Origin of the sequence: Candidatus Nitrosopumilus salarius BD31 (assembly GCF_000242875.2) — an archaeon.
Classification (GTDB): domain Archaea; phylum Thermoproteota; class Nitrososphaeria; order Nitrososphaerales; family Nitrosopumilaceae; genus Nitrosopumilus; species Nitrosopumilus salarius.
Genome location: NZ_AEXL02000087.1, coordinates 1 through 25,651, shown reverse-complemented (window position 1 = coordinate 25,651; position 25,651 = coordinate 1). Strand labels below are relative to the sequence as shown.

33 protein-coding genes and 1 other RNA gene are annotated in these 25,651 nt (G+C 33.4%); 16 read left to right on the top strand and 18 right to left on the bottom strand.

All coding sequences use genetic code 11. The features are described 5' to 3' along the window. Window positions 1-43: 43 nt before the first annotated feature. The 4 genes from BD31_RS10040 to BD31_RS04075 all read right to left on the bottom strand — a co-directional run bounded on the left by BD31_RS10040 (window position 44) and on the right by BD31_RS04075 (window position 3,493). The gene (locus BD31_RS10040; protein ID WP_008298978.1) at window positions 44-220 is read right to left on the bottom strand and encodes a hypothetical protein; all 177 of its coding nucleotides are present in this window, start codon (window positions 218-220) and stop codon (window positions 44-46) included. A gap of 1,060 nt (window positions 221-1,280) precedes the next feature. After that, window positions 1,281-2,531 carry a hypothetical protein gene (locus tag BD31_RS04080; protein WP_158641223.1) on the bottom strand — a complete coding sequence of 417 codons (1,251 nt, stop codon included), beginning with the start codon at window positions 2,529-2,531 and terminating at the stop codon, window positions 1,281-1,283. A gap of 120 nt (window positions 2,532-2,651) precedes the next feature. After that, complete coding sequence (locus tag BD31_RS10285; protein ID WP_008298990.1) at window positions 2,652-2,789, bottom strand: hypothetical protein; 138 nt, start codon at window positions 2,787-2,789, stop codon at window positions 2,652-2,654. Between the two features lie 62 nt (window positions 2,790-2,851). Then, complete coding sequence (locus BD31_RS04075; RefSeq protein WP_008298932.1) at window positions 2,852-3,493, bottom strand: hypothetical protein; 642 nt, start codon at window positions 3,491-3,493, stop codon at window positions 2,852-2,854. A 189-nt stretch (window positions 3,494-3,682) separates the two neighbouring features. Here BD31_RS04075 and BD31_RS04070 point away from each other — a divergent pair, with 189 nt between their 5' ends. Both BD31_RS04070 and dinB read left to right on the top strand, forming a co-directional pair. Continuing rightward, window positions 3,683-4,318, top strand: a complete 636-nt coding sequence (locus BD31_RS04070) for a Snf7 family protein (protein ID WP_008298985.1) — start codon at window positions 3,683-3,685, stop codon at window positions 4,316-4,318. Window positions 4,319-4,497: 179 nt separating this feature from the next. Further along, the gene (gene dinB, locus BD31_RS04065) at window positions 4,498-5,592 is read left to right on the top strand and encodes a DNA polymerase IV (protein ID WP_008299039.1); all 1,095 of its coding nucleotides are present in this window, start codon (window positions 4,498-4,500) and stop codon (window positions 5,590-5,592) included. On the opposite strand, the gene BD31_RS10715 is transcribed toward dinB, so the two are convergent. From BD31_RS10715 to BD31_RS04045, 5 genes are all read right to left on the bottom strand, one after another. Beyond that, complete coding sequence (locus tag BD31_RS10715) at window positions 5,589-5,852, bottom strand: hypothetical protein (protein ID WP_238536061.1); 264 nt, start codon at window positions 5,850-5,852, stop codon at window positions 5,589-5,591. The two genes, dinB and BD31_RS10715, sit on opposite strands and share 4 nt — an antisense overlap. A gap of 11 nt (window positions 5,853-5,863) precedes the next feature. Next, on the bottom strand, window positions 5,864-6,517 hold the full coding sequence (gene artG, locus BD31_RS04060; protein ID WP_008298954.1) for a thaumarchaeosortase: 654 nt from the start codon (window positions 6,515-6,517) through the stop codon (window positions 5,864-5,866). A gap of 238 nt (window positions 6,518-6,755) precedes the next feature. Then, window positions 6,756-7,235, bottom strand: a complete 480-nt coding sequence (locus BD31_RS04055; protein ID WP_008298968.1) for a hypothetical protein — start codon at window positions 7,233-7,235, stop codon at window positions 6,756-6,758. After that, window positions 7,236-7,892 (bottom strand): DsbA family protein, encoded by a 657-nt coding sequence (locus BD31_RS04050; protein WP_008298983.1) that lies wholly within the window; start codon window positions 7,890-7,892, stop codon window positions 7,236-7,238. A 32-nt stretch (window positions 7,893-7,924) separates the two neighbouring features. Beyond that, window positions 7,925-8,119, bottom strand: coding sequence for a hypothetical protein (locus BD31_RS04045; RefSeq protein ID WP_008299025.1), 195 nt, complete (start codon window positions 8,117-8,119; stop codon window positions 7,925-7,927). 50 nt (window positions 8,120-8,169) lie between these two features. Between BD31_RS04045 and BD31_RS04040 the strand changes: the two genes are divergently transcribed. Then, window positions 8,170-8,457, top strand: coding sequence for a hypothetical protein (locus BD31_RS04040; RefSeq protein ID WP_008299008.1), 288 nt, complete (start codon window positions 8,170-8,172; stop codon window positions 8,455-8,457). Here the strand turns inward: BD31_RS04040 and BD31_RS04035 are convergent. Then, a complete protein-coding gene (locus BD31_RS04035) occupies window positions 8,454-8,822 on the bottom strand; it encodes a C2H2-type zinc finger protein (RefSeq protein WP_008298971.1) in 369 nt (122 codons plus the stop codon). The genes BD31_RS04040 and BD31_RS04035 overlap by 4 nt on opposite strands. A gap of 83 nt (window positions 8,823-8,905) precedes the next feature. Between BD31_RS04035 and BD31_RS04030 the strand changes: the two genes are divergently transcribed. The 3 genes from BD31_RS04030 (at window position 8,906) to BD31_RS04020 (ending at window position 11,011) form a co-directional block, all read left to right on the top strand. Further along, window positions 8,906-9,292, top strand: a complete 387-nt coding sequence (locus tag BD31_RS04030) for a hypothetical protein (RefSeq protein WP_008298989.1) — start codon at window positions 8,906-8,908, stop codon at window positions 9,290-9,292. An 18-nt stretch (window positions 9,293-9,310) separates the two neighbouring features. Further along, window positions 9,311-10,183: an NAD(P)-dependent oxidoreductase gene (locus BD31_RS04025; protein WP_008299027.1), complete on the top strand. Its 873-nt coding sequence runs from the start codon at window positions 9,311-9,313 to the stop codon at window positions 10,181-10,183. A gap of 66 nt (window positions 10,184-10,249) precedes the next feature. Further along, entirely contained in the window at window positions 10,250-11,011 is a 762-nt protein-coding gene (locus tag BD31_RS04020; protein ID WP_008299029.1) for an SDR family NAD(P)-dependent oxidoreductase, read from the top strand. Here BD31_RS04020 and BD31_RS04015 read toward each other — a convergent pair. After that, window positions 11,000-11,587 (bottom strand): endonuclease dU, encoded by a 588-nt coding sequence (locus BD31_RS04015; RefSeq protein WP_238536060.1) that lies wholly within the window; start codon window positions 11,585-11,587, stop codon window positions 11,000-11,002. The genes BD31_RS04020 and BD31_RS04015 overlap by 12 nt on opposite strands. After that, a complete protein-coding gene (locus BD31_RS11010) occupies window positions 11,565-11,690 on the bottom strand; it encodes a hypothetical protein (RefSeq protein ID WP_008298949.1) in 126 nt (41 codons plus the stop codon). Before BD31_RS11010 ends, BD31_RS04015 begins: the two co-directional genes overlap by 23 nt. 104 nt (window positions 11,691-11,794) lie before the next feature. Between BD31_RS11010 and BD31_RS04010 the strand changes: the two genes are divergently transcribed. Next, complete coding sequence (locus BD31_RS04010) at window positions 11,795-12,004, top strand: hypothetical protein (protein WP_048097438.1); 210 nt, start codon at window positions 11,795-11,797, stop codon at window positions 12,002-12,004. 50 nt (window positions 12,005-12,054) lie between these two features. After that, window positions 12,055-13,272, top strand: coding sequence for an NAD(P)/FAD-dependent oxidoreductase (locus tag BD31_RS04005; protein ID WP_008299046.1), 1,218 nt, complete (start codon window positions 12,055-12,057; stop codon window positions 13,270-13,272). Here the strand turns inward: BD31_RS04005 and BD31_RS04000 are convergent. After that, the gene (locus BD31_RS04000; protein WP_008299034.1) at window positions 13,265-16,174 is read right to left on the bottom strand and encodes a hypothetical protein; all 2,910 of its coding nucleotides are present in this window, start codon (window positions 16,172-16,174) and stop codon (window positions 13,265-13,267) included. The two genes, BD31_RS04005 and BD31_RS04000, sit on opposite strands and share 8 nt — an antisense overlap. 442 nt (window positions 16,175-16,616) lie before the next feature. Here BD31_RS04000 and BD31_RS03990 point away from each other — a divergent pair, with 442 nt between their 5' ends. Together BD31_RS03990 and rnpB are read left to right on the top strand one after the other, a co-directional pair. Then, window positions 16,617-17,246, top strand: a complete 630-nt coding sequence (locus BD31_RS03990) for a class I SAM-dependent methyltransferase (protein ID WP_048097437.1) — start codon at window positions 16,617-16,619, stop codon at window positions 17,244-17,246. A gap of 34 nt (window positions 17,247-17,280) precedes the next feature. Then, window positions 17,281-17,561: RNase P RNA component (gene rnpB, locus BD31_RS09670), an RNA gene on the top strand. 27 nt (window positions 17,562-17,588) lie between these two features. On the opposite strand, the gene BD31_RS03985 is transcribed toward rnpB, so the two are convergent. Continuing rightward, window positions 17,589-18,956, bottom strand: a complete 1,368-nt coding sequence (locus BD31_RS03985) for a hypothetical protein (RefSeq protein WP_008299012.1) — start codon at window positions 18,954-18,956, stop codon at window positions 17,589-17,591. A gap of 117 nt (window positions 18,957-19,073) precedes the next feature. Between BD31_RS03985 and cofD the strand changes: the two genes are divergently transcribed. Beyond that, a complete protein-coding gene (gene cofD, locus BD31_RS03980; RefSeq protein ID WP_008298975.1) occupies window positions 19,074-19,994 on the top strand; it encodes a 2-phospho-L-lactate transferase in 921 nt (306 codons plus the stop codon). 1 nt (window position 19,995) lies between these two features. Continuing rightward, window positions 19,996-20,631: a 2-phospho-L-lactate guanylyltransferase gene (cofC, locus tag BD31_RS03975; protein WP_008298961.1), complete on the top strand. Its 636-nt coding sequence runs from the start codon at window positions 19,996-19,998 to the stop codon at window positions 20,629-20,631. Window positions 20,632-20,666: 35 nt separating this feature from the next. Here the strand turns inward: cofC and BD31_RS03970 are convergent, their stop codons facing one another. Next, window positions 20,667-20,870 (bottom strand): hypothetical protein, encoded by a 204-nt coding sequence (locus BD31_RS03970; RefSeq protein WP_008298925.1) that lies wholly within the window; start codon window positions 20,868-20,870, stop codon window positions 20,667-20,669. A 150-nt stretch (window positions 20,871-21,020) separates the two neighbouring features. Here BD31_RS03970 and BD31_RS03965 point away from each other — a divergent pair, with 150 nt between their 5' ends. Continuing rightward, complete coding sequence (locus BD31_RS03965) at window positions 21,021-21,929, top strand: transcription initiation factor IIB (protein ID WP_008298945.1); 909 nt, start codon at window positions 21,021-21,023, stop codon at window positions 21,927-21,929. Here BD31_RS03965 and BD31_RS03960 read toward each other — a convergent pair. Then, entirely contained in the window at window positions 21,918-22,907 is a 990-nt protein-coding gene (locus tag BD31_RS03960) for a CPBP family intramembrane glutamic endopeptidase (RefSeq protein WP_008298995.1), read from the bottom strand. The genes BD31_RS03965 and BD31_RS03960 overlap by 12 nt on opposite strands. A 6-nt stretch (window positions 22,908-22,913) precedes the next feature. After that, entirely contained in the window at window positions 22,914-23,222 is a 309-nt protein-coding gene (yciH, locus tag BD31_RS03955) for a stress response translation initiation inhibitor YciH (RefSeq protein WP_008298941.1), read from the bottom strand. A 101-nt stretch (window positions 23,223-23,323) separates the two neighbouring features. On the opposite strand from yciH, the gene BD31_RS03950 reads away from it, so the two are divergent. Continuing rightward, complete coding sequence (locus BD31_RS03950; protein WP_008299020.1) at window positions 23,324-23,656, top strand: Sjogren's syndrome/scleroderma autoantigen 1 family protein; 333 nt, start codon at window positions 23,324-23,326, stop codon at window positions 23,654-23,656. A gap of 84 nt (window positions 23,657-23,740) precedes the next feature. Continuing rightward, the gene (locus tag BD31_RS03945) at window positions 23,741-24,796 is read left to right on the top strand and encodes a hypothetical protein (RefSeq protein WP_008298965.1); all 1,056 of its coding nucleotides are present in this window, start codon (window positions 23,741-23,743) and stop codon (window positions 24,794-24,796) included. Here BD31_RS03945 and BD31_RS03940 read toward each other — a convergent pair. Further along, on the bottom strand, window positions 24,783-25,307 hold the full coding sequence (locus BD31_RS03940) for a hypothetical protein (RefSeq protein WP_008298987.1): 525 nt from the start codon (window positions 25,305-25,307) through the stop codon (window positions 24,783-24,785). The genes BD31_RS03945 and BD31_RS03940 overlap by 14 nt on opposite strands. Window positions 25,308-25,357: 50 nt before the next feature. Between BD31_RS03940 and BD31_RS03935 the strand changes: the two genes are divergently transcribed. Next, entirely contained in the window at window positions 25,358-25,543 is a 186-nt protein-coding gene (locus tag BD31_RS03935) for a hypothetical protein (protein WP_008298958.1), read from the top strand. Window positions 25,544-25,651 lie beyond the last annotated feature (108 nt).

Genomic DNA, 25,651 nt, shown 5'->3' with positions numbered 1-25,651 from the left:
ACTATTCGTAAGTATTTTTCTACTTGAAAAACTCTTCATTATATCAATTGAATGAATATTGTTGTTTTATTAACTTGTTAATCTCATTTTTTACATCTCTTATCAAAAGTAATTTTATATTTTTTGTATGAATAGCGCAAACATACTCGCCTGTAAGACATTGTGGACATACAAATATCTCTTCAAGTATTTCCAATCCAAATTTAGATATAGATAACATGATGTCACACTAAATTCAGTTGCAATGTTAGTTACCAGTAATTACATCCCAGATAAAACTAAAGAATTCCTTAATCATCATCAATCAGGGTTATCATAAGCTCATCATCATCAAAATCATCATCAGTATAATCATCATCAGTATAATCATCATCAGTATCTGCTGTTCTAACTTTATCTAGATCCATAAAGAGTTCCCAGAAAATTTTGTAATAAATATACTTGAAAATGACATATCTTCACTCAAAGAAAAGCAATTGACTTTCAAACCATGTGAGAGCAACTAGATATTGAAAATCCAGTTCAAATCACAATCCAATCATGTTTTATCTTATTAGATAAAGCAGTAGCGGAAGTGACAATATTTGGATAAAAAGAAAAATAATAATAATTTTTAAACTAATTAAAACATAAGATTTTTTTATTTTTATTATTAAGGATTGGATTATTATGTTGCATTTTAGAAGAGGGTGTTAATTGTTCACCAATAATTTTGGTTTGACATGGTAAACAGCCTCAAAATCATCACATTTTGAATGATATTGGATTGAAGTTGTTTGTTTACAGTACACACAGATTTGCTGTACTGTACGATGACAGTCATGACAGATCATGCATGAGTTTAGTCTCATTCCACAGTATCTACACGATTCATCAGGCATACTTATCAAAAAAATCATTATTCTAAGATAATTTTAACCACAAGAAAAATGAGTACAAACTATACTGGAGTAACCAGTTGATTTCCTGATTGTTTAAGTCAATTATCATTTTGTTTAATATTTTGTTTAGAACTATACACTCAAGGTTTAACAAATAATGAGATGTGCTAGTTGTGGAAATCAAGCAAGTTGGAGAGATCCAAATTGCCATAAATGTGACAAACCACTACATCAAAAAAACTGTAAAGGAAAATCTGCTGATTGTAAATGTCATGCTCTCAATGAACAGATATGGGCACAGAAAAAAGTTGTCGCAAATTAACAATACAATTACAAATTTCCAAATGCAATCAAATGATAATATCATTGATCAGAGAGATATAGAAATTTCTGAAAAAATCAGTTTCCAAGAGATTGTAGAATCTTGTTACTGTCTTTGATCATTTTTGATAAAAGATCAGAGGATTGTTCTTTTTTAGTTTCATTTACTAGGTTTTTCATTAATTGAATTTCATATTGTATACCTATCTTTAATCCAATTTGGAATATTTTTGGCAACTTTGACATATTAGATGATATTACAAGCTCTCGTGATTTTGCATGTTTATCATGTTTAATCTCTATAGATTTTTTGACTACTGTTTGGAGCAATTTTTCAAAATTTTCATACAAATTTGATTCTAGTTTTGTCATTGTGAATTTTTTAGACATTGTAACAGTTCTTTTTATATTTAGTAATGCTTGATTAGATTCAATACCTTCAAAGTCTTGAGAAGTCAGATCTACACCATGTGCGTCTTTGAATGTATTTACAATATCCGAGATTGCGTCTTTTCTACATGAAGACAGAGTTTTCCCAAATGGACAATTTTGACAATTTGTAGTGTAGTAACGAAATCCTTTGTTTCCGAAACTTGATAGGACTAATTTGTTTTGATTTCTTAATTTTGTCATTACTCTTGAAACTACAGCCTCATCAACATCAATAATTTGAGAAATTTCTTGATTAGAATATGAACCCTCATCAAGTAATTCCAAAATTTCTTTTTCAATTTCACCAGGGGATCTTCTAGATTTTTCCTCTATTGCATCTGCAATGTAATGTTCTGCAAGTCTTTGTTCAGTACCCATAACAAGTTTTTTACCTTCAGATTTTACATCTAACCCAGAATTTACTTCAGTTTTTATTATTTTTCCTAACAATCTTTCAATATTTGGTATTTTGAAGTTTACGAGTAATAGTTTTAGATCATCAATAATAATTTCGTGTTCTTTAGAAAGTAAAAACAATAATGCCCATCGAATTTTTTTTTCATTACTTGTCTCAATCTTACGAAGTATATTGCAAATCTCAGTAATTTTTTCCCATTTAACATCATCAATCATGTCATCAAGATCATCAACGAGGTGAAGTTTACCTAGAGTTTTGGTAAATGCATAAAAATCGTTTTTTAGTGTATTTGAAATAGTTAGTTTTTGTCTTACTGATTTTTTATATCGTTCAATCAAATCTTTCTTTAAAAGCATTTTTTCATTTCGCAGATCATCTGTATCATATTTAAGAAATTCAAAAAATGAAAACGATGGTGTGTTTAGTATATCAGGTTCTAATGTTTTCAAAGCTTCCATTATTGAAGAGGAGAGGGCCATATTGGACATTCGAGCATGAACATCCCATGATAAAAACTTGCAGAATTAAGATGTTTAAGTTTAAATGCATTCATCTTTTCTGCCTTAAATTGAATCTTGTGTTAAAAACAGAGTTGCCAATTAATTAGAATCATATTTTATATCTTGCTTCATTTCTTTGAATGATTCCAAGTATTGTTTTTTCATCAAGTTTTCAGGCATTTTCTTATTGTTCTTATTTTTTTGTGCTGATTTGGCTTTGTTTGAAGTTTTACTCATCACATAATTATGTAATCACTAGTTAATCAAGTGTGATAGAGTTGATTTCATATTAAATGAAATCAACTTGTTTTGCTATTAGCAATTACCTTATCCAGAGCAAGTTTTGCACTAATCAGAGTTTTATTGTAAACATCTCTAGCTGTTTTCTGTTGAAATTCATACGTTGATTTAGCTTTATCTTGGGCTGTCTCTGTTTTTGCATTCTCTAATGCTTTTTTATAATTAGATTTTATAATTAATAGATACTTGTCATACAAAATCTTTGCATCTTGGATAGATTTAGCATAATCTGTTTTTGCTTTTATAATTTCAGATTTGTCTGGTGACGATGAAGATGTCACAGGATTTGAAGCAGTTGATTTTTTGTATTGTTCATTTGCTGAGGCTAAAGCCTTGTTTAAAACATCGGTTGCAGTTTTAATTGCTTTGTTATAATCAATTTTTGCTTGTTTTAATTTTTCAGGATTACCGTTAGCAAGATCAACTGCATTTGTGTAATTTAGTTTGGCTTTAGAAATAGCATCAGAATAGATTCTTTCAGCATTGTACTGTGCATTAACTTTAACGTTTTGTGCATTATTAACTGATTGTGATGTGTCAGCAAAAGTTAGTTGCTTTCCAACTCCGTTAATTCCTACAGATGATAAAAGTAGGATCGTTGTAAATATAGCTAAATGTGACTTGTTTAATGTTTTAATCATTACAAAGAGATAGTTTCAAATTGGATAAATTAAGTTGGTTAGTTTTGATTCAAACACACATCAAACTAAGTGTTTGATCATACAGGCTGAACAGATCATGTGGAAAAAACAGGAATTGAAAATATTATTCAGTTGGTGTACTTTAGTATACTGATAATAATTTGAGAGAATTTTTTTACACAAAGAATCATGCCAACGTTTCAGGATAATTGGGACAAAACCCAAAAACCAAGATTAAATAATCAGATTCACGGCATGATTAAAAAAGAATCACCACTTAAACCAAGAATCCAGCAATCGATTGGTAAACTCAATCAAACATTTTCAAAAATTGACCATATGCATAAAAAACTACAAGAAAAAGATGCAAAATTATTCAACCGAATTATTGTTGCACAACAAAAGCATGATAAAACCACAGGCAGAGTTCTTGCAAATGAGCTTGTAGAATTAAGAAAGAACGAGAAACTAATAGGCAATCTCAAACTTGCCCTTGAACAAATTCAATTAAGATTATCAACTATGAACGAACTGGGTGATGCAATGGTTACATTTGGACCAGTAATGGAAATGATGCGTTCAATAGGACCAGCATTGAATAGATTCATCCCACAAGCAGATGCTGAATTTGAAGGAATGTCAAATCTTCTGGGTGGAATGATGACAGACTCGTTTGGTGGAAGCTTTGAATTAGATAGCACATCAAATGAAGAAACTGAAAATATTCTAAAAGAAGCAGCTGTAATTGCAGGGAATAAAGTAGGAGGCAAATTCCCATCAACCCCCTCACAGATCAGTAGGGATTTAGGATCAAGAGTTAATTAATTCAGATTCAATCTTATTTCTAATTTCACACTAGCGGGGCAAATACTGTTTATTCCTTTTTTAGCAATTCATTCAAATCTCTAGTTGAAGCATACTCATACTTGGGTTCTTCATACTCTACAGTAAACACAGTAGATGAATACACAATATAGTAATAATCAAAACACCGTAGAACAGTATTGGAAACCAGAGTAGTTTTCCACATAGATTTTGATTATTTTTATGCTCAATGTGAAGAGATGAGATCTCCAGAATTAAAATCCAAACCTGTTTGTGTGTGTGTTTTTTCTGATAGAGGCGCAGATAGTGGAGCCATAGCAACTGCAAACTACACAGCAAGGAAATACGGAGTAAAATCAGGAATTCCAATTTCCTTTGCAAAAAAAAGATTAGAAGAAAGAAAAGATGCAGTATTTTTGCCTGTGGATTTTGACTTTTATTCCGAAATATCTGAAAAAGCAATGGAAATTATGAAAAGCAAGTCAGATGTTTTCGAATATGTAGGAAGAGATGAAGCATACTTGGATGTTACAGAAAGAGTGGGTGGAGATTTTGAAAAAGCAAGTCATCTTGCTCAACAAATAAAAAATTTGATCAGAGACAAGATTAAACTTAGTTGTTCGATAGGAATTTCACCAAATAAACTAGTTTCAAAGATTGCATCTGATTTTCGAAAACCAGATGGGCTTACGGTTGTGACCCCAGATAAAATAAGTGAATTTTTAGAACCACAAAAAATCCGAGTAATTCCAGGGATTGGGAAAAAGACAGATGAGAGATTTTCAGAGATGGATTTAGAGACAATTAGAGATTTAAAAAAATTAGACATCTTTGCTTTGAATAAAGAATTTGGAAGAAAGAGTGGAACTTACATCTACAATGCAGTAAGAGGAATAGATAACGAGCCAGTTAAAGAAAAAGAAGCAAGCATACAATACAGTAAGATTACAACTTTGAAGAAAGATTCAAAAGAATATCAGTTTCTATCAGAAAATCTTGTAGAATTATGTAAAGAGGTACATGAAGTATTAATTAAAAATAATAGAATGTTTAAATCAATTGGGATACACTTTGTACAATCAGATTTATCAAATAGATCAAAATCAAGAATGCTGCGAAGTCACACCACAAGTCTAGAAGAATTAAAAAAAAATGCAGAACAGTTACTAAAAGAAGCATTAGAGAACCAAACAATGACAGTCAGAAGGCTAGGAGTCAAAGTTTCAGAACTCTCAGAAGTTCAAGGTCAAAGAGACATTACAAGTTATTTTTAAGAAGAGGAAGTTTTTTCAAGCCTATTAAGACGCCTAGACTCTATTATCATCACAATGAAGATGAATGCAAATAGCCAAGGTAAGAACATTATCTCTCCAGCAATTTTATGATATTCCTCCCATGCCACTGGATCAGTAGTTACCTTTAGTGCATACCAAGATAAGGAAAAAATTCTAATTAAATTCACTGTTACGGTTCCGATAATTCCTAAAATAAAATAGATGATTTTTCGATTTCTAGAAATGTTCAGTTTTAACATAAATGCCCCGATTACCAAGGAAAAATAATTATGCTGTGAACACCAGCTGATGGCCAAAAAACTTGAAGGGCCATTGAGCCATGTTCGCCACGCAAAAACATAACATTGTCTCTTGCTACAGCAGTCCCAAGATCAAGCATTGTGATCAACCACACATTAGCTTGAACAAAATACGGTACAATGTATTGTAAAGGACCAAGTGTATCGTATGGAAAAAAGGCATCCAGTGAAAGAATGATTCCAGTTCCAATCAAAAAGATGGGGCCAGCAGGTGCAATTCGAATCCAGCGTTTACCAAAGAAAACACTCAAAGCGGCAACTACAAAAATTGCCATTACAATAAAATCCCACATCCATGTCCATGAATAGATTAGTTGTACGTCAAATAATTTTGCAGATTCAATGATATAATCCCTAAGACCAAATTCTAATGAAACAAGGTATGTGATAGTAATAGCAGTCAAAGGTATTACGGACAGTAAACGTTTCTTAGAAATGACAATTTTTAGTCCAACAAGTTCTGCAATTATGAAAACTAATGCAAAGAAATAACCACCTCGCCCTTCATTCCAACTCCAAGTAACTGAGTCAGGAAATGCAATTATTGAGAAAAGAATTGGACTGGAGATTATTAAAATTGCAAAAATTAAATTCCAATTTCTCATTAAATTGATCGTAAAAAAGGCAAATAAAAATCTCGACTTTACAGATTTTGAAAATTAATCAGAACAGAATCAGATCTTTGTAAGAAGTTAGTCTTCGGAGTCTTCAATCTCATCAGCTTCGGGATCTCTTCTACTAGGCCTGATTGGGACATAAATGAATGTCATAATAAGACTTCAAAGGACTGTAAGATACATTTCAAGGTTGTAAAAGTTTGCCTATTTGGTAATTTCTTATACATCAAGAATCAAGATTACATTCAATTTTAAGCGATTTCACAGTGGTAAAATAAGTTACTGTAAGAATTGCAATAGCAGCAAGTCTAATTGGAATCTCATAATTAGTAAGAAACGCAGTAGTTGTCGCTCCAATTGAACCAAATGTGGAGATTACGGCAAATCCAATAGGCCCACAACTGCAAGCACCAGCAATACTACCAACCAAAGAACCAAAAATACTACCACTCATTTTTTGTTTTGAACCTTTAAGAATACTAATTCTAAAAATATTCATAGGAATAACTAATGCAGATAACACTGAAAGTATCACAATAAGAACCAATCCAAATTCAGATCCGGGAGGTAAATGACTTACAACATACGGATCTAAAAAAACATATTCAGATAGAATTAGTAACCCAACAAACATAGATGCAAAGATGATAAATGAAATGGTCAGGTATTTAGAATTTGAAAATACCAGTTTGATTGTTTGTACCATTTAGATCATTGAATCAAATACGTTCACAAATACATCGTATGGTTGTGCACCACTAACTTGTTTTTGTTGATTATCACCTACTATGATAAAAGTAGGAGTAGAATGTACATTGTGTTTTTTTGCTTGATCAATATTATATTGAACACGCTTTGAATATTTTCCTGAATCAAAACAACTGTCAAACAAATCCATATCAAGCCCCAAGCTAAAAGCAAATGCCTTTAGTCTTTCAGAATTTGCCCAACCATCATCTACATTCTCTTGAGAGTTATACAACATATTATGAAATTCCCAATACTTTCCCTGATCTTCAGCACAATATGTTGCCTGAGCAGCTTTCAGAGAGTCTTTTCCCAAAAATGCCAAATCTATGAAAATCAAATTAGCCTTACCAGTATCAATATAATTTTCTACTATCTGAGGTTTCGAAGCATGAAACCATCTATAACACATTTCACATTGATAGTCACCGAATTCAACTATAGTTATCGGAGCATCGGGATTACCAAAAATAGGAGAACCCATAGTTGTGGAGATAGATCCATGAGTTCTACCCATATCCAAGTTAACAGTTTCAGAAGGAGTTGAAGAAGATGCAATAATCGTGATTGCAATTGCAATTACAATCACGCCTAAAATCAGGGCTTTTTTATTCACAATTGAAAACAGTAGAAATTGGTTAAAAAAACTTATTCCAAATTACGAGAAGACTTTCGTTTAAACAAATCTACAAACTTTGCAATCACAGTGTCAATAGGGCACACCTCACAAGTAATACTTGATGAATGACTGGTAAGGTGTTTTTCAAATTTTTCTCGTGATTTAAAAATAAGATCACACTTTTCACAATAAACTTTGGCAATACCATCGCCAGATTTTCCCATAATGAATTTTTGTAGCTGATGCTTATAAAGATCCTGTTGAAAATCACCCCATGAAGAAAATAATTGACAAGTGTGTAACAGCATTTTTTGTAGTGGTACTAGGAATTCTTTGGCACTGTAGTACAAAATATTATGTAAAACCAAATCAATACACAATTATGATTTATGATATTTTTGGAAAAGAAATCAAAATAGAAGGCGTAAGAACCAATTTCAAGATAAAAGAAGTAGCTCAGAGTCATATTTCAGAATACAAAAAAAGATTTCAATACCATACTTTTTCAATAGGAGAAGAAATTCAAACCAAAAGAAAACTAAGAATATTCAAGAAAAACTAAAGATAATGGATTTTCATATGGGCGTTAAGTTCAACCTCATATCTAGTTACAAAACCACAATGAGTACATGAAAACATTTCAGATGGAATTTGATTATCGCGTTCTATGATTCTTCCAGATACAGATGCTATCTTAATCATATTGTTACTAGTGATAACTGCAAAATTTCTTCCTTCATTTATAGAATCCAAAAATTCTTTGATTGCAGAGATAACCAAATTCACATCAAGTATTTCATCATCATCCAATGTAGACAAGGTAAATTGATTGTTTTTCAAAGTAGGAATCGCAGCAACCTGATCGGCAACATAAACTAGCAATTCATTTTTAATAGAAATTACATCCTTGCAGTCAATTGTGAGCATGAAAGTTCACATTCAAATCAATATTTTAGTTTAACATCAATTTGAAAATGATTATTATTGATTGAAATTGTGAGTTTGTGTAGATGCGGGATTCAGAAACATTTGGAGTTGAAAAGGGGCACGGTGAGGAAGTAGTCTCATGGTTGAATGATCAGGCAAAATCTCAATCAATAAAACTTGAAGCAAGATTGTATGGATACAACATATCTACAAAGAATTTTGGTGATTTTGAAATGTTTTCATGGATGGGAGACGTACAGATTGCAAGAAAAATGATAATCAAAGCAAGTAAAAGATTCAAAGTTAAAGTCATAGAGGGAGGGTATAAACCAAAAGAGAAACTCATCAGAATGAAAAAATTTGATTTTGCCAAAGTTAAAAGAGGTGACAAAACAATAGGCCAATTAGAATTTGTTGCATCAAGATTTGGCAACAGTCAATGGGAAATTCAAAATGAGGAACGACATTAAAAGAAGGAATGAAAAACAATGAAAAAAATTGGAGTGATAGGAATCGGGATGTTGGGAAATGCAGTTGCATCACATTTAGTGAATTCAGGATTTAGCGTAACAGCATATAACAGAACAAAAGAAAAAACATTTCAATTAAAAGAAAAAGGAGTAAAGATAGCATCATCTCCAAAAGAAGTTGCAGAGAATTCAGAATTAGTCATAATAATAGTAAGAGATGCAGATGCTGTAAAAAAAATATCATTTGAAAAGGATGGCATTGTCGAAGGAAATCATGATAAATTGATTGTTGCAGATATGAGTACAATTGATCCAACAGAATCCAAAAATATTTCAAAAATGTTTCAAGAATATAATATCAATAAACTAGACATTCCAGTTATGGGAGGACCTAACGTTGCAATTACGGGTAATTTAGTCATGATGGTATCGGGGAATAAAAAAAGTTTTGATGACTGTAAAAATATTTTTGAAATAATCGCAAGCAAAGTGTTTTTCTTAGGAGAAAGCGGGGTAGCACATACAATCAAGTTAGCTATGAATCTGCAAATAACAATGCTTGCACTTGCATTGTCTGAAGGAATCACGTTAGTTAAAAAAGCGAATGTTGACCCAAAAATATTTCTGGAAATTTTAAACACTACATACTTCAAAACAGGTATGAGTGAAAATAAAGCATTCAGGATGATAGATGGAAAATACGAAGTGACATTTACTCTAGCAAATCTAAAAAAAGATATCAATACAATGACGTATGCTGCCAAATCATTAGGAGTGGAATTACCAATGATCAAAAAAGCAGAAGAGATCTATGAAAATGCTGTAAAAGCAGGGTTTGGGAATATGGATTACACAAGCATAGCAGAATATATCAAAAAAATCAATGAGTAGGAATAAACCAAAATTACGAATGGAATTTAACAAAAATTCTATAAGTTACGAATTTATCAACATTGTATGAGATTAAAAGATAAAGTGGCCATCGTTACAGGGGCATCAAGTGACATTGGTAAAGGAATAGTAAAGAGGTTTACCGAAGAAGGTTCCAAAGTAATCCTAATTGCAAGAAATTTAGAAGAATTAGAGAAGACAAGGAAAGAAATTGGAAATGAGGCACTTACTGCATCTATTTCATGTGATTTAACTAACGAATCACAAACATTACAGACAGTTAACCAGATTATGGACACATATGGAAAAATTGACATTTTAGTAAATAACGCAGGAGCAATCAACGATCCCATACACTTTCACGAAATGCAAGATTCTGAAATTAAAAAACTCATAGACGTTAATTTGCTAGGAGTATTTCATATGACAAAGGCAGTACTTTCAAAAATGTCAGATGTTAAAAGCGGGGTCATTGTAAATGTAGGTTCTATTTCAAGTGAACGTGCAATCCCCAGAGTTCATTTGGCAGTCTATTCATCAACAAAGGCAGCAATATCCATGTTTACAAAATCAATTGCAGTAGAATATGCAAGACAAAACATCAGATGTAATTGTGTAAATCCAGGAATTATTAATTCCGGAATGATAAAACCATATCTCGATGATCCGCAAGCTAGAAAAGTTCTTGAAGAAAGATTACCACTTGCAAGAATAGGAGAACCAGTAGACGTAGCAAATGCAGTACTCTACTTAGCATCAGATGAAGCTAATTGGGTTACAGGCACTGTTCTAAACGTAGATGGTGGAAAAACAGCTTCAGAAGGATAATAATTCTTTCTGAAGAATTCTCTTTGCTAATAATTGTGATACACGTACAGGTTCGGGAACAGTTCCTTGTAATGTGATTTTATCCAAAAGGTATTTCACATCACTTATAGTACAACCTTCATTTCTAACGAAAATATCATATGAGGTGCTAAGAGTAATTTTTTCACGTCTGCCTAATTTTTGGTATGCATTAATTTTAGAGGCATATGAAGTTGGAAAATGATGTTTTAGCGATTCTTCAATTCCTAACGAATCTTTGTAGGTAACACTAATTATTGGAATTTTTAGAGAACGAAATAACTTTTCAATGTCTATGATATTATACATTGAAATTATCAATCCAGAAATCAAAATATAATTAATATCAGTTCTGCCAAGTTTTGCATACATCTTTAAGATCATATCGGTTGCATCATTACCTTCTAACGTCGTGTATCCAAATACAAAATCATCAATCATGAAATCTCGACGCATGACAATTCCAGATAGAATAGACATGGTTGAATTGGGTTTGAAGCTTTCTGCAATTGCTAGTCCGCGTATACCTTTTTTCTCAAGATGAAGGGATCTCATCATTCTTTTTCCCCAAGTATGCCTTATAGCTAAGACCAGTGACTATCATAATAATTCCGGTTATTGCAAACCACATAGTAAAAGATAGTAATTCAGATTCATCCATATAGGATTATGGTTTGCTTAACATCTAAAGTTTAGGATAAAATTGCCCAAAACAGCAACCAAAGAACCTGAAACATCTAAATAGATTTAATGATGACTGAAATTATGCCTGAATTAATATGTCCAGATTGCGGAAAACGCCTATTTCATGAAAATGAGACTACATTGAAGATAGAAGAGACGATTCATTCAAAGTTTTGCAGAAAAACTGAAGGTAAAACTCATAGTTTTATGCATAGAGATCCTCAACATATGGAAACTTTTGATTCTGAAAGAGAAAATGACAGTGAAGGCAATCCAGTGTTAAAAAAATAATAGATCACATACCTCAAAATTATATCCTAGACAATTATGATTTAGATTAATTGTCTGAAGAATATCATTATGATTTAGTAATTGTTGGAGCAGGGCCTGCAGGATCATCAGCAGCTTTGGCAGCAGCTAAAAATGGAGTTAAAGTAGCCTTACTTGAAAAAGAAAATTCAATTGCAGAAACCGTTAGAACCAGTGGGGTCACTTGGATTCAAAACATCAAAGAATTTGGAATTCCTGATGATTGTTACAATCCAATCAGAAAATTTTCGTTTTGTTCTCCAAATAACGAAGTAACAATTAGTGATTCAGTAGCAAGAGCTGCAGTGCTGGATGTAAGGAAAACATACCGATGGTTAGCACATGAAGCAGAAAAAGCAGGGGCAGATATTTTTGTTAAGATGAACGTAAATGATGTCATCAAAAATGAGACAGGTGATATTGTAGGAGTGAGAGGTACAGGCCCAAAAGGAAAAACTACATTTCATTCCAAAATGGTGATTGATGCTAGTGGGTTTACTTCATCAGTATCTAAAGCAATGGGTTTTGTTACACAATGGAAGAGATTTGGTGCTGGGGCTGAATACGAAGTAAAAGTCGAGAAAGTGGATTCAGATACATGGTGGTTGATGGTAGGCGAACAGTATTCACCAGCAGGATATGCGTGGATTTTTCCATTAGGAAACAATATTGTGAGGATCGGAGTAGGCGTGGGAAAACCAGAATCAAATGTAGACCCCACGCAGAGACTCAAAGAATTAATGGAGGAAAAAACGGGTCCAATAAAAAAACTAGGGAAAATAACTCCAATAGAATTTCATTATGGGCTGATTCCGAATGATGGATTGTCAAGAAAAACTGTTTTTAACAATCTAATTTTAGTTGGAGATTCAGCAGGACAAGCAAATCCTCTGGTACTAGAAGGGATCAGATACGCAATAAAATACGGAAGAGTTGCAGGAAAAGTATCATCAGACGCAATAAAGTCTGGGAACACAGATGAAAAATCTCTTTTTCCGTACGAAGCAACTTGGCGAAAAGAAATCGAATCCAAAATCAATTCAGCAGGAAAAGTTCAAGACAGATGGATAGGGTTAACTGATAGTGATTGGGATAAAGAGTTAGACATCATAAAAGAACTGAAACCTGAAGAGTTTCTCGATTTTATCAAAGCAGAGTTTGGGTTATCAAACATGATCAAACTGGCAACACATCATCCAAAACTTGCAGTGAGACAACTATTCAATCTAGTTAAAGGGAAAACTACTTGACAATAAAAAAGTCAGTTACTACCACATCATGATATTGCAATTGTACCACATATACCCCAGATTCAAATGATTTTGATATAACTTCATTAAACAAACCTGAAGAGTTATCCTTTAGTGCAATCTCCTCTACATGTTCGCCTTTTTGATTATATACATCAACAAACAGATCTTCTCTGAACGCAATAGCCTTTTGAACTGCTCCAGAAACCATTAGTTTATCATCGTCATAGTTTGCCTCTATTATTGCAACACGAGAACGAATTGGAAGATACCTATCGATATCGTGTTTTAACTCACCTAGTTTTTCATTAACATTTTCTGCATCTCGATTCGCAAATCCGATTTCAAGATCATTAATCACATCTGAAAATCGCGGATTCTCATCAAAACTTTCACCCCCAAATCTTTTTGCGAAAGATTCAAGGTCTTCAAAATCACGAGCCAGATCAACCATGTTCAGATTTGCTTTGTCATATTGGAAATCAAATTTCTCCTTAACATGAACAATTTGAGTTGCCTTAGAGTCTTTGTATTGTAACATTACAACATACAGACCAGGATCTGCTGGTGCAACCCATTGTGTAAAAAAGTCACCTTGTTTAGTATCAGTAAATTTCATACTACTATGTTTTGTTCCATCCATGTTATACACAGTAACATAGAGATTCTCCCTTCTATCAAAGATTGATTTTTCAGTAGCGCCAGTAATCACCCAGATATTTTTTTCAGGGTCAAATGAGATATCGTAAATTATGCTAGGATCCCTTAGAACCAAATATTCACTTAGGTAATTACCAATTTCGATAATTTTATCCTCAGCATCAACAAAATTTGCAATCTCAATTAGCCTGTATGCCTCATCCATCATTTGATTATACTGGTCAACATACTCAGAGAACCCTGCATTGTAAAATGTAGATACAGTGTTAGAAAAGCCATCAAGTTTCTTTCTAAACTCAATTCGTTTTATTTCATCAGCCGTGTATCCAACTTCTGAACCATATGGATCCTTTGCATAGGCACCAGAAACTTGAGTCCATTCGTCAAATAATTGGCGTACCAAATCATCAGCTTCTTCTAAATCATTTTGAATAACAAGATCTCTCACTCTATCAATTTTTTCATTAAAGGTTTCAGTAAATTCTAGATAGTTAGGTAAGAAACGATTCTTTGTAATACTTAGATCCACAAGATTCTCTATCGACTTTGCTCTCTGTAAAATATCACTTGCACGAATTTTAAAGGCATCCTTGTCATAGGAATCAAGATCTGCTTTGATTTGTGGCGCTTTTTCACTAACCCATGTTAGCAAAACTTCAATTCTATCAATTCTAGTAATTGAGGGATTCCCTGACTCCATTTGTTTTGCAGTGTTCAAAATTTTCAAAGCATTGTCAATCAAATACAAATTTTGATAATCTGCCTGAAGTTCAGCTTTTTCTTTCATAGCATTGTATTGATATTCCAAAACTATCAGAGGATTACGTTTTTCTCGCAGAGCCGTCATGGATTTGTCAAATTCGGATACAATTTCTAAAATCTCATCAATTGAATCCGAATTTTCTATTCTATCTAACAATAGTCTCCAATCAGAAACTAAGCCGGAGTCGATTCCAGTAGATTGTGAAATTTCTACACTTTTGTTAATTCTATTAGAAATGTCAATGACCTGAGCCATAACAGATATTTCAGATTCAGATTCAAGAATATCATCAACTGAAGTTGCCAATGCTAAATCATTCTCCAAAGTCTTCCAGCCAGGCATGATTAGGTTTGCTAATTCACTATTGTCAGTAGAATTTGACGAAATAAAGCGCTCAACATCATCTAGTTCTCTCAGTAAAAGAGATGCAGAGTGCAAGTCACTTACACGTTGATGAGATTGCAAGAGTTCTTCAATAGATTCTTTGCTCATCAAAGAGATTTTGAGGGATTCCCAATCACTTTGAACTAATCGGTACAGATCACTCTGCTTTCTAGATACAATATCAAGATAACGTGATTTTGACAATACATCAACTAGTTGTGTAATCTCATCTGCATAAACAGGTGCTGTGCCCCTTGCAAAGATAAAACCAATCTCAGTCTTTACAGGTCTGCTCATAACAGTATCTGATTTTGTCATTAAGTTGAGTAACGTATCTTCTAATTCATCAAAAGTTGCAGTTCTCTGTACGATTTTTTCAGGATTCACATTTCGAATATCGATAAATGCGTCTGTAAGTAAGTCAATCGCTTTAGATTTATCATCAATTTCATAATAAAAGATTGCAGCAAAAATAGTTCTATCAATGGATTTTGCAATATCAAAAGATATTTCACCTTGTTCTAACAATTTCTCAACTGAATCAAGTGATGATGAAATACCCGGTCTAAGGACAGGATTTATTTCAAAGATTAATTCTTCGTCAAAAAACTCATCCCATAAATCAACATAATCTTTTTCTAATTCAGATAAAGTATTTGCAGTTTGGTTTGATAATGGGGTGGATAAATTAAATACATCATTGATAATCGAGGATTGTTTTTCTAGAAGATGTTTTGCCAAAGTAATTTTTTGGTCTTCAGGGATTTCCGAAAATGAATTACTAGAAACTTTGAATGATGTCGTTTTTGAATTGTCGCCATAGAACAGTTTCACCTCATAGGTACCAGGAATTCCACATATTCGACCCTTAAGAGGGATAGTATCTGTAATAAAATCACCGTCAGGTAAGGGCAGTAGTTGCTGGATTTGACACATGTCACCTTGTGGATTGATTATCTGCATAATGAGAAAAGAGTCATCTGAGACTTTGGCTACTTTGCCAAAAATGAATATAGGTTCGCCATTATCATAAGTCCCAAAATTATCAAGAATCGTAATTCTGTCAGAGCTTTGAGCAGATGCATAGACTGGCATAAACAAGAGGGCAATCAGGCTGAAAATTAGCAGAATTTGCCCCATAGAGATCAAAATCTGGGCTCATCTTTAATAAAATTTAGGTAGCTATGATACTGAAAATAGATTTTTTATTAAAATCAAGCCATGGCAATTACCATACGATAATCACCAGACTTGATTTTTGGCACAGCTATGGTCTGGTTGGTCGATTTGTACATGCAAATAAAATGGAATTGCTCAGTTGTGCAATGGGCACAAGACAGACAAATCATGCTGATAGGTTGCATACAATGAGAACATTTGATATTCTCGCTTATTTTTCCGCCACACTTACGACATGATTCATCAGGCAATTCTATTCAAACAAAATAAATCAAAAATAGATATAAGCAGTACGTAGAAGTCGTTCATACAAAAGATCAGTGAGATGATTAAATTGCAAAACAAAAAACAACAAGAAATGGACGGTGTAAGAAAGACATTCGATGAATGGGCAGTAAACGGCAGAGCAGAACTAATGGAAATAGAACATGGGAAGAATGTATCTAAATTTTTAGATGAAATTTCATTTGATAAGTCATTTACGTTTTTAGATTTTGGTTGTGGTAATGGTTGGGTAGTAAGAAAAATCTCAAATCATATAAATTGTAAAAAAGCAGTTGGAATTGACAAAAGTAAAAAGATGATCGTTCAAGCAAAAAAGAAAGTAGCGAATACCAAAGAGATTTTCATTCATACAGACATTGATTCATGGAAGTATAGAGGAAAATTCAATTATATTTTTTCAATGGAGTCACTATACTATGTTGATTCTATAGAAAAATCATTACAAAAAATTTACAAATTATTAACTCCAGGAGGAGTATTTTTCTGTGGAACTGACTTTTACACAGACAACAAGGCAACTGCAAGATGGGCAGTCGTCATGAAAATTAGGATGCATTTGCATTCAGAGAAAGAATGGAAAAAGTTTTTTGAAAACGCAGGATTTAATGTTAAAACAAAACACATCAAAGACTTGAAAAGTAGAAAGAAATGGAAGAGAGAGTTTGGAACTTTATTCCTAATAGGCATAAAACCTGTAAAGTAATATTCAAATTCAATCGATATATTCAATAAATCATGTGAGCTGGAGCACGAAACGCTGCTACGGCAGAGGAAACTCCTCCCTCCTTACAGGAAATGTGATTTGGAGATAAATAATCAGAGATGATTGGCAACGGAGCAGAAAAAAAATCCAATATGGCGCACAGTGATGGCAAAACCTGAGGTTTCCATAAAAGGAATGAAAAAAGCCGACCCACATGGAGCAAGGCCAAACAGAACTCAAAGTGCCTGTACTAAGTTCAGGTAGGCTGCAAAGCGAAATATCGTGAAAACAGAAGGAGGGTTACTCCCAGCACACATAATTTTTTTAAAAAACCTTGAGAGTCTAACTCATTGAGCGAACTTGCTCTTTACATAAATCCGCATTACATCTACAAGTTCCATCACAAAGACAGGAACCGTGCATTACACAGTCACATTCTGAACCAATTTCAGCAGATGCGGCACAGCCACATGCGGCCTCATTCTCAGATGATGATGGTGCCGTTTGTGGCGGTGGACTTTGTTGTTGAGATTCTTCATAGACACTTCGTGTTTTTTGATAATCAGATTCATCTCTTAATTGAGCTTCACCTCTGTTGGTTTGATAACCACCAGACGATGCACTGGTTTGATATCCCACCAACCTGCTAGGATCAATTCCTTGCTGACCTTGTTCTGCATTTTTCAATGATCTGCTACTAACAAAGAAGAATGCAATTCCTGCAATAGCAGCCATACCTGCCATTCCATAAACTATGAAAATTGGAAAGTCACCAGTGGACGTGGTAGCATAACCTTGTGGAGGTGTTGGGGTTACACCTGCAATTTCTACACCATCTAAAATATCTAATGCGCCAAAACCAATTGCAGCCAAGTTTCCTTGATCTGCAGACTGTACTGTTCTAATAGAATATTTTTGATCAGCGTTAACTTCAGCCTCAAATACTCGTTCAACTTGTCTTCCTTCTCTAAGACTACTTTCACCCATAGTCCAGCTAGATACAACAAATCCAGAGATAGATTCATCTAAACCAAATGTGCCAGCATCAACGTTGATTCCTGTTGGATCAAACAAAAAGTGCCAGTTAGTTAATGGTTGTTCTGCAATATAATCAGCATTAATCATATTGTTACTTAAAATCGCTTCAGCATCAGTTCCAACTATCGTGTTGTATAGAAGTGGTTCCTCTACTTTGAATAAATTAATTGGATGGTTAATATCTACACCGTCAATTTCAATTTGTTGATTTGTTGAGAGTCCTCTCCATCCCAAATCAATAAGGGTTCTAACTTGATCTTTGGTAATTACATATTCAGTCAAAGTCCCTTTGAGGATAATTTTGTAATCAACAGAAGTGTTAATGTTTCTGCCTTTTAGATGAATGTCATATTGGACGTTAAGATCAGAAATTCTTGCTTGGCTTCCGGCATCAGCAATATTTTCATTTAATCTTTTCATCAAGTTCTGCACGCCAGGATTTGAAATATCAGCAGTACCACTCAAAGTCCATGTTTTTTCATGTAATTCATCAAATAATTGACCTCCATTTGGATATTCGATAAAGATAGTCTTTAGATAAGTCATTGAAAATGGTGATGAGTCACTATTAGGATTAATTCTAGCATCTAATTGAGCAGCCCATGCAGGCGTGCTTGTACCTACGATTATGAAAGTTGCAAGTAAAACTGTTAGAATTACAGCCCTAGACACGAGTAAAATTCTGAAAATTAAGGTAATAAACTTATCCTAATTACCTAGATCGGGATTTTTTTGAAAAAGTAATATGGAGTATGATTCACAATATTTTCAGTTTTAGAGGAAAATGATATGATTACAGTCTTAGCAGGTGGAACAGGTTCAGTCAAATTAGTCCGAGGACTAGTAGCACAAGAATCCAAAGTAAACGTAATCAGCAATGTTGGTGATAATTATTGGCTTTACGGACTTTATGTATGTCCAGATATCGACACCATAGTTTATGGTTTAGCAGATTTACTTGATCAGGAAAGAGGGTGGGGAATGAAAAAAGACACATTCAATTTTTTGAGACAGATGGAAGTTTTTGGAGAAGAGACATGGTTCAGAGTAGGAGACAGAGATGCTGCAACACACCTCATTAGAACAAACATGTTAAAGAATGGAAAAAATCTTAGTGACATTACAAAATGGATGTGTGAGAAATTTGCAGTAAGTGCAAACATCATTCCAGTTACAGATAACAGTATTGAAACAAGAATAACTACAGATAAAGGAGAATTACACTTGCAAGAATATTGGGTTAAACATAGAGGAAAAGATCCAGTTTTAGGAATTCAATATATTGGTGCAGATAAGGCTCGTCCAAATCCGGAAGCCGTTAATGCAATACATGATGCAGATATGGTGATCATAGCTCCAGGAAATCCATTAACATCGATAGGACCGATGCTTCAGATCAAAGGAATTAGAAAAGAATTATCAAAAATTAAGAAAAAAGTAGTTGCAATCAGTCCATTAATAGGAGACAATGCAATTAGCGGACCTGCAGCAAAATACATGCAAGCAGCAGGAATAGAATCAAATGCGTATGGATTAGCAAAGATGTATTCTGATGTTTGTTCAAACATCATTGTAGATACAAAAGATAGAATGTTAGTGAAGAAAATTCAGAGTTTGGATATGAAGGTTTTTGAGACAAAAATTACTATGAAAAATAAACTGGCTGAAGATGCATTGGCTAATTTTATCTTAAAACAAGTACACGTATAACTTGAAAATAGCTGCAATTATACCTGTAAAGACATTTTCTAACGCGAAAACACGTTTGAATTTACATCCACAAAAAATTGAAGATTTATGTAAAGTTATGTTAGAAGAAATTTTGCACACCATATCAATATCACCGCAAATTGAAAAAACAATCATAGTAACAAAAGAAAAAAAGGCAATAGAGATTGGGGAAAAATTCAACACCATAACAATTATTGACGAAAAAGAAGAAAGTGTGAATGGGGCAGTTGCACTTGCAGACAAGTATCTTTTAGAAAATGATTTTCATGCATCAATTGTGTTTCCTCAAGACATACCATACATCAAAACTCAAGATATTGATTTTATGTTAAACTACAAAGCACCGCCAAACTTTGCAATTATTGTACCCTCAAGAAGATTTGATGGAACAAATGCGCTAGTAAGAATGCCAGTAGATTTGATGGAGACTCATTACGATGAAGATAGTTACAAAATCCACATGAACACAGCCAAAGAACATACACTAAATGTAGCTATGGTTTTTGTGAAAAGAATAATGTGGGATGTAGACAATAATGAAGATTTAAAATTTCTTTTAGAACAGAAAGAAAAACCAGATGTTGCAGAAAAGATTAGAAAAATTCTAGAATCATAAAAATTGAAGAAAGAGATCAATGTTTCAATTATTTTTCAATACTGTCTTCCCTTAGATTTAGCACCAACAAGAATTAATGTAATACCTACAAAAATTGCAATCCATAAAAGTAAATGGAGTAAACGAATGGTGACACTAAGGTAATCTGCAAGCATTTCAGACAAACCGCCAATTAGAATAGTCAATCCACCAAAAAAAATTAGTAAAATCCCACCTCGAATTAACGTTTGATTAGCCATTATTGCCTTAAATTCACACTTTCATATAATAAAACCCATTTTAGATAATCAGTGAAATTCAATAATTTTTACAAAATCGATCATCAACAAGCTTATAAGTAATGAATTAGCAAACGTTAAATATCATCATAAAAGGTTTTGAGAGAGAAAATGGTTAAAACAATCAATCCAAAAGACAAATGCCCAAGATGCGGCCAAGGGACACTAGTAACGGATGCGAACACAGGTGAGAATTTTTGTGGCAAGTGCGGATTTGTTATTACGGACAAAGTGGAAGAATCTGGACCGGAGTGGAGATCATTTTCAAATGAAGGTGAAAATAAAAGCAGGGCAGGGGTTCCCACATCACTTGCCATGCACGATATGGGATTAGCCACTGTGATTAACCCGCAAAATAGAGATGCGACAGGTAAGCCACTTACTGCAGCAATGAAAAGCACCATCGAGAGATTAAGAACCTGGGACAGCAGAAGTCAAGTTCATGAACCAGTAGACAGAAACTTTAGACAAGCGTTTAGTGAATTAGACAGACTAAAAGACAAACTAGCTGTGGGAGATTCAGTGATTGAGAAAGCAGCTTACATTTACAGAAAAGCACTTGAAAAAGGACTGGTGAGAGGACGTTCAATTTCAGCATTGATTGCATCAGCACTATATGCAGCTTGTAGAGATACAGAAACGCCTAGAACTTTAAAAGACATAGGACAAGCAAGCAACATAAAACGCAAAGATATTGCAAGATGCTATCGTTTATTGTTAAGAGAATTAAATCTGAAGATGCCAGTAGTTGATCCAGTAAAATGCATCTCAAGAATTGCCAGTAAAGCAGGGTTATCTGAAAAGACAAAAAGAAAAGCAACAAAAATTTTACAGACAGCAGAAGAACAAAAAATTTCTGCAGGTAAAGATCCTATGGGGTTAGCTGCTGCTGCATTGTATGTTGCATGTGTTACGAATGGGGAAAATAAAACACAAAGAGACGTAGCAGAAGCTGCAGGAGTAACAGAGGTCACAATCAGAAATAGATACAAGGGTTTGAAGTTAGCATTAAATCTCTAAATGAGATTCTTTTTTAGAATAAAATTTACTTAGAAATATTACGGCTATCGACAAGATGCCTGAAACCATAAACAATATTTCTAGAGAAGACATCAATGAATGTGAGAATGCATCTTCTATAGAAATAAGATTTAGTTGTGAAAGAAAGGTAGCATATGCAAATATGAAATAATTTGTAGCCCAATGAATCAAAAGGGAAGCGACAAATCCATATCTCAAATAAACCCAACCAAGTATAATTCCACTAATAGAGGCTTGAGCAAATTTTCCTTCGCTCCAAGATTCACCAAATGCAATATGGGCAAAACCGAAAAGAACCCCAACGAAAACAATCAAGAAGAGAGCTTTTTTGCCATTATGAATATCCAAAATATTTGGTGCCCACAGACATCTCAAAAAATATTTCAGAGAAAATTTGTGAGAATAAAAAATAAACAAAGGAATACCCAATAAAAGTAGACGAAACCCAAATTCTTCCAGTATAGGAGCTAGACTAACATAAAAAAACTGAATCAGATCATTATTTGCCAAAGGTGGAACAATGTCAATTTCAAATTGTTCTTGAATGAAATTAATCAGTATTGACGCTAAAACTAAAATAGAAAGCCACTTGGTTACACCAATCATATAGTTTGAGATATCATCGTATTTTCCAAAGGAGATAATAGAAGACATCGATTTAAGAAATCCATGTCTAGGTCCTAACAGAGCAATCACAAATATTACGATATAAAAAACCCACAAAACAACAAAGACATCACCTATACTAACATCCGTTGGGGATTGATAGAAATCAGTATTCTTAAAAAGTTCTAAATGAGTTAAAGGATATTCAAAATTAATATCATCACCAATATCACTTTCAAATACAACATAAATCCCGATAGGGAAAGAAACAAGCAACAAACCGAAAATCACAGACAAAAAAGCGGTAAACGGAATTCCAATGAGCTGAAGTATTTTATTAGAATTTTGCAATTTGTTCTAATGTAATTCGATAGTATCTTCTGCAAAACCCAAGTGAATCAATGTATCCTTAATGGTATCCCGATGATCGCCTTGTAAAAAGATGTATCCTTCTTTAGCAGTTCCACCGCAAGCATATTTGTTTTTGAGTTCTTTTGCAACTGTTTCCAAATTATTCAATTTAGGATCCAAACCCTCAATCATTGTACCTTTTTTCTTAAATCGTCTAGTCTCCAATCGAATGATGATTTTAGTACTGTCTTTGGCAAGCTCACCACAAGCACATAGATCTTCTGGAAGACCACAAGTATTACAAATTACCGCCATTCGTTCGAAATAATTTCAATTATACGCACTATTAAGCCTTGTTTGCACAATAAATATGAAAAAACAAACGGATTTTTTAGATAGAAGATTTGAGAAATATAGTGTCAAAAGATCTCACAAAAAAAGCTGCAGACATGTTATTGAATGGGGCAACATTGCTTAGCGAGCCTTGTCCGTATTGTTCAGGGGTACGAGTTATGAAAGAAGGGCATGCATTATGCATTAGTTGTGGGCGTGAACCTGAAAAAAAAGAAATTCATGTTGAAAAGGTACCAGATAAAGAAAAATCATCAATTGAAAAAATTTTAGAAAAAAAGTTAGAGAGATTATCAAAAGAGTTAGAGATTGAGGTCGATCATGAAAAACAACAAGATATTCTAAAAACCATCAATTCAGTCTTAGAAACGATTAAGAAAATTAAAGATAAACAATAAAGGATTTCTTGACAAAATGGTGTTAAACCATCTCAAGTGATTTCCTATGCATTGCCATTAAAACGAGTTAATGAGTTCAAGAGTGTGCAAAGAAGCCTAGTTTTGTTTGAAAATGCTATCGATTCTAAAGCTACTTTGAAGTTGTATGTAGGAGGTTTGAAAAACTACATGAAGTTTGTAGGATTTGAAACAAGATATGATGATTATGTAAATTTAGACCCTAAACTAATTGATAGACATTTAGAAGATTTTGTAATGTTTCATGCAAGTAGAGGTGTAAAGGGTTCAAGTGTTAGAGGCTATCTAAAACCTGTCTACTTGTTTCTTGATGTTAATAGAATTCAGTATTATCCTAAAGCTATTAATCGATTAATCCCAAAAGACAAGACAAAGAAAGGAGGAGAGAAACCATTTACAGATGAAGAAATTCAAAACATGATTGATTATACAAACGAATCAAGAACTAAAGCTTTGGTTCTTTTCTTTGCTTCTATTGGTGGTCGTTCTGCTGTTCTTACTGACCCGATATTAAAATTCAAACATCTTTTCTCAATGCCTTATGGTTGTAAAGCTGTATTGTGTTATGCTGGTTCAGATGAAGAATATTGGGCATTTCTAACACCAGAATCTTCTAAAGCATTAGAAGTTTATCGTGATGAAAGAATCAAGAATGGAGAAAACATAACGCCTGAAAGCCCATTATTTGTAATTAGAAAGAAAAATCGATTCAAAGATGAAACTTACTTATCAATTCCAGCATTGAATTCTATTTTCTTTAATTTAGAAAGAAAAGCTCCACTAGAACGAATCAAAACAGGAAATCGTTATGATAAAGCCATGATGTATGGTTTTCGAAAACGATTCAATACAATATTGAAAATCAATAATGAAGTAAATTCCAATATTGCAGAAAAACTCATGGCACACAAAAACGGTCTAGATGGGGTATATCTCAAGCCTACTCGTGAAGAATGTTTTGCAGAATTCATTAAGGCTATTCCTGAATTGACAGTATCAAAAGCCGAGAAATTGAGCCTAAAATTGAACAAAATTGAATCTGAAAAGGATTTGAGAATTCAAGAACTAGAGTCGAAAATGTCAGAAGTTTTGAAATTACTTGAAAGGGTTAATCATGAATAGTTCCTTTGAATTCGTATGAACCTATTCTGAATTTTCTATCATGTAATAAGTCAGATTTGATAGAGGGTTTTAGTTTGATTGTTATTTGATTTCCATTCATTTCAAATCTTCCGATGTTACACATCTTAGGAGATTCATTGTGGTTATACACGAGTTTCTTATAATCGGGTTTTTGTGGATAACTTCCAAAGTTTCTTTCTAATCGATATTTTTCTTTTTGATTAACTATTGATGGAGTTCCTAGTCTCTCACAACTAGGGCATTTAGTAGGTAAATCAATAGGACATTTTTCCACTCGAATATCATCAATTTTCTTACGATTTAGTTTTACAAATTCTTCTTTTTCATCTTGTGAAAAGAAATAAGGTATAGGTTGTCTAGCATTTGGTATTTTCTTAGAGCCTTCTGTAAATTCTAAAGGAATTGAAATTCTGAATAATTCAACAGGAAGAAATGCATTGCCTCCCATTATGCTTGCTTTTGGCTTTCTTCCAGCTCCTTTTTCATTCATAGTTAATTTCCTATGCATTTGGTCTTTAAGTCGTTTTCTCATCGTATAATATGACAGATAAGATTCAAGCAAATCTTTCACCTTCAACAGTTGAAAGAGTAGCTGGTATTGCAAATAGTCGAAAGACTCGTGGCATTGACAAAATGATTAACGAATGTCTTGACAACTTGCAAGAACTAAAACGAAATTGTGGACAGGAACCACAGCAAGAAGAGGGTGAAAACGAAAGTGAGTAACTCAGACAATTTTTTTCCATTTGAGGATATAGACCCAAAGAGAAAACCCGATAGACCTGAGCCAATAGAAGATGATTGGACAGCAGACGATTATGATGAAAAATGCTC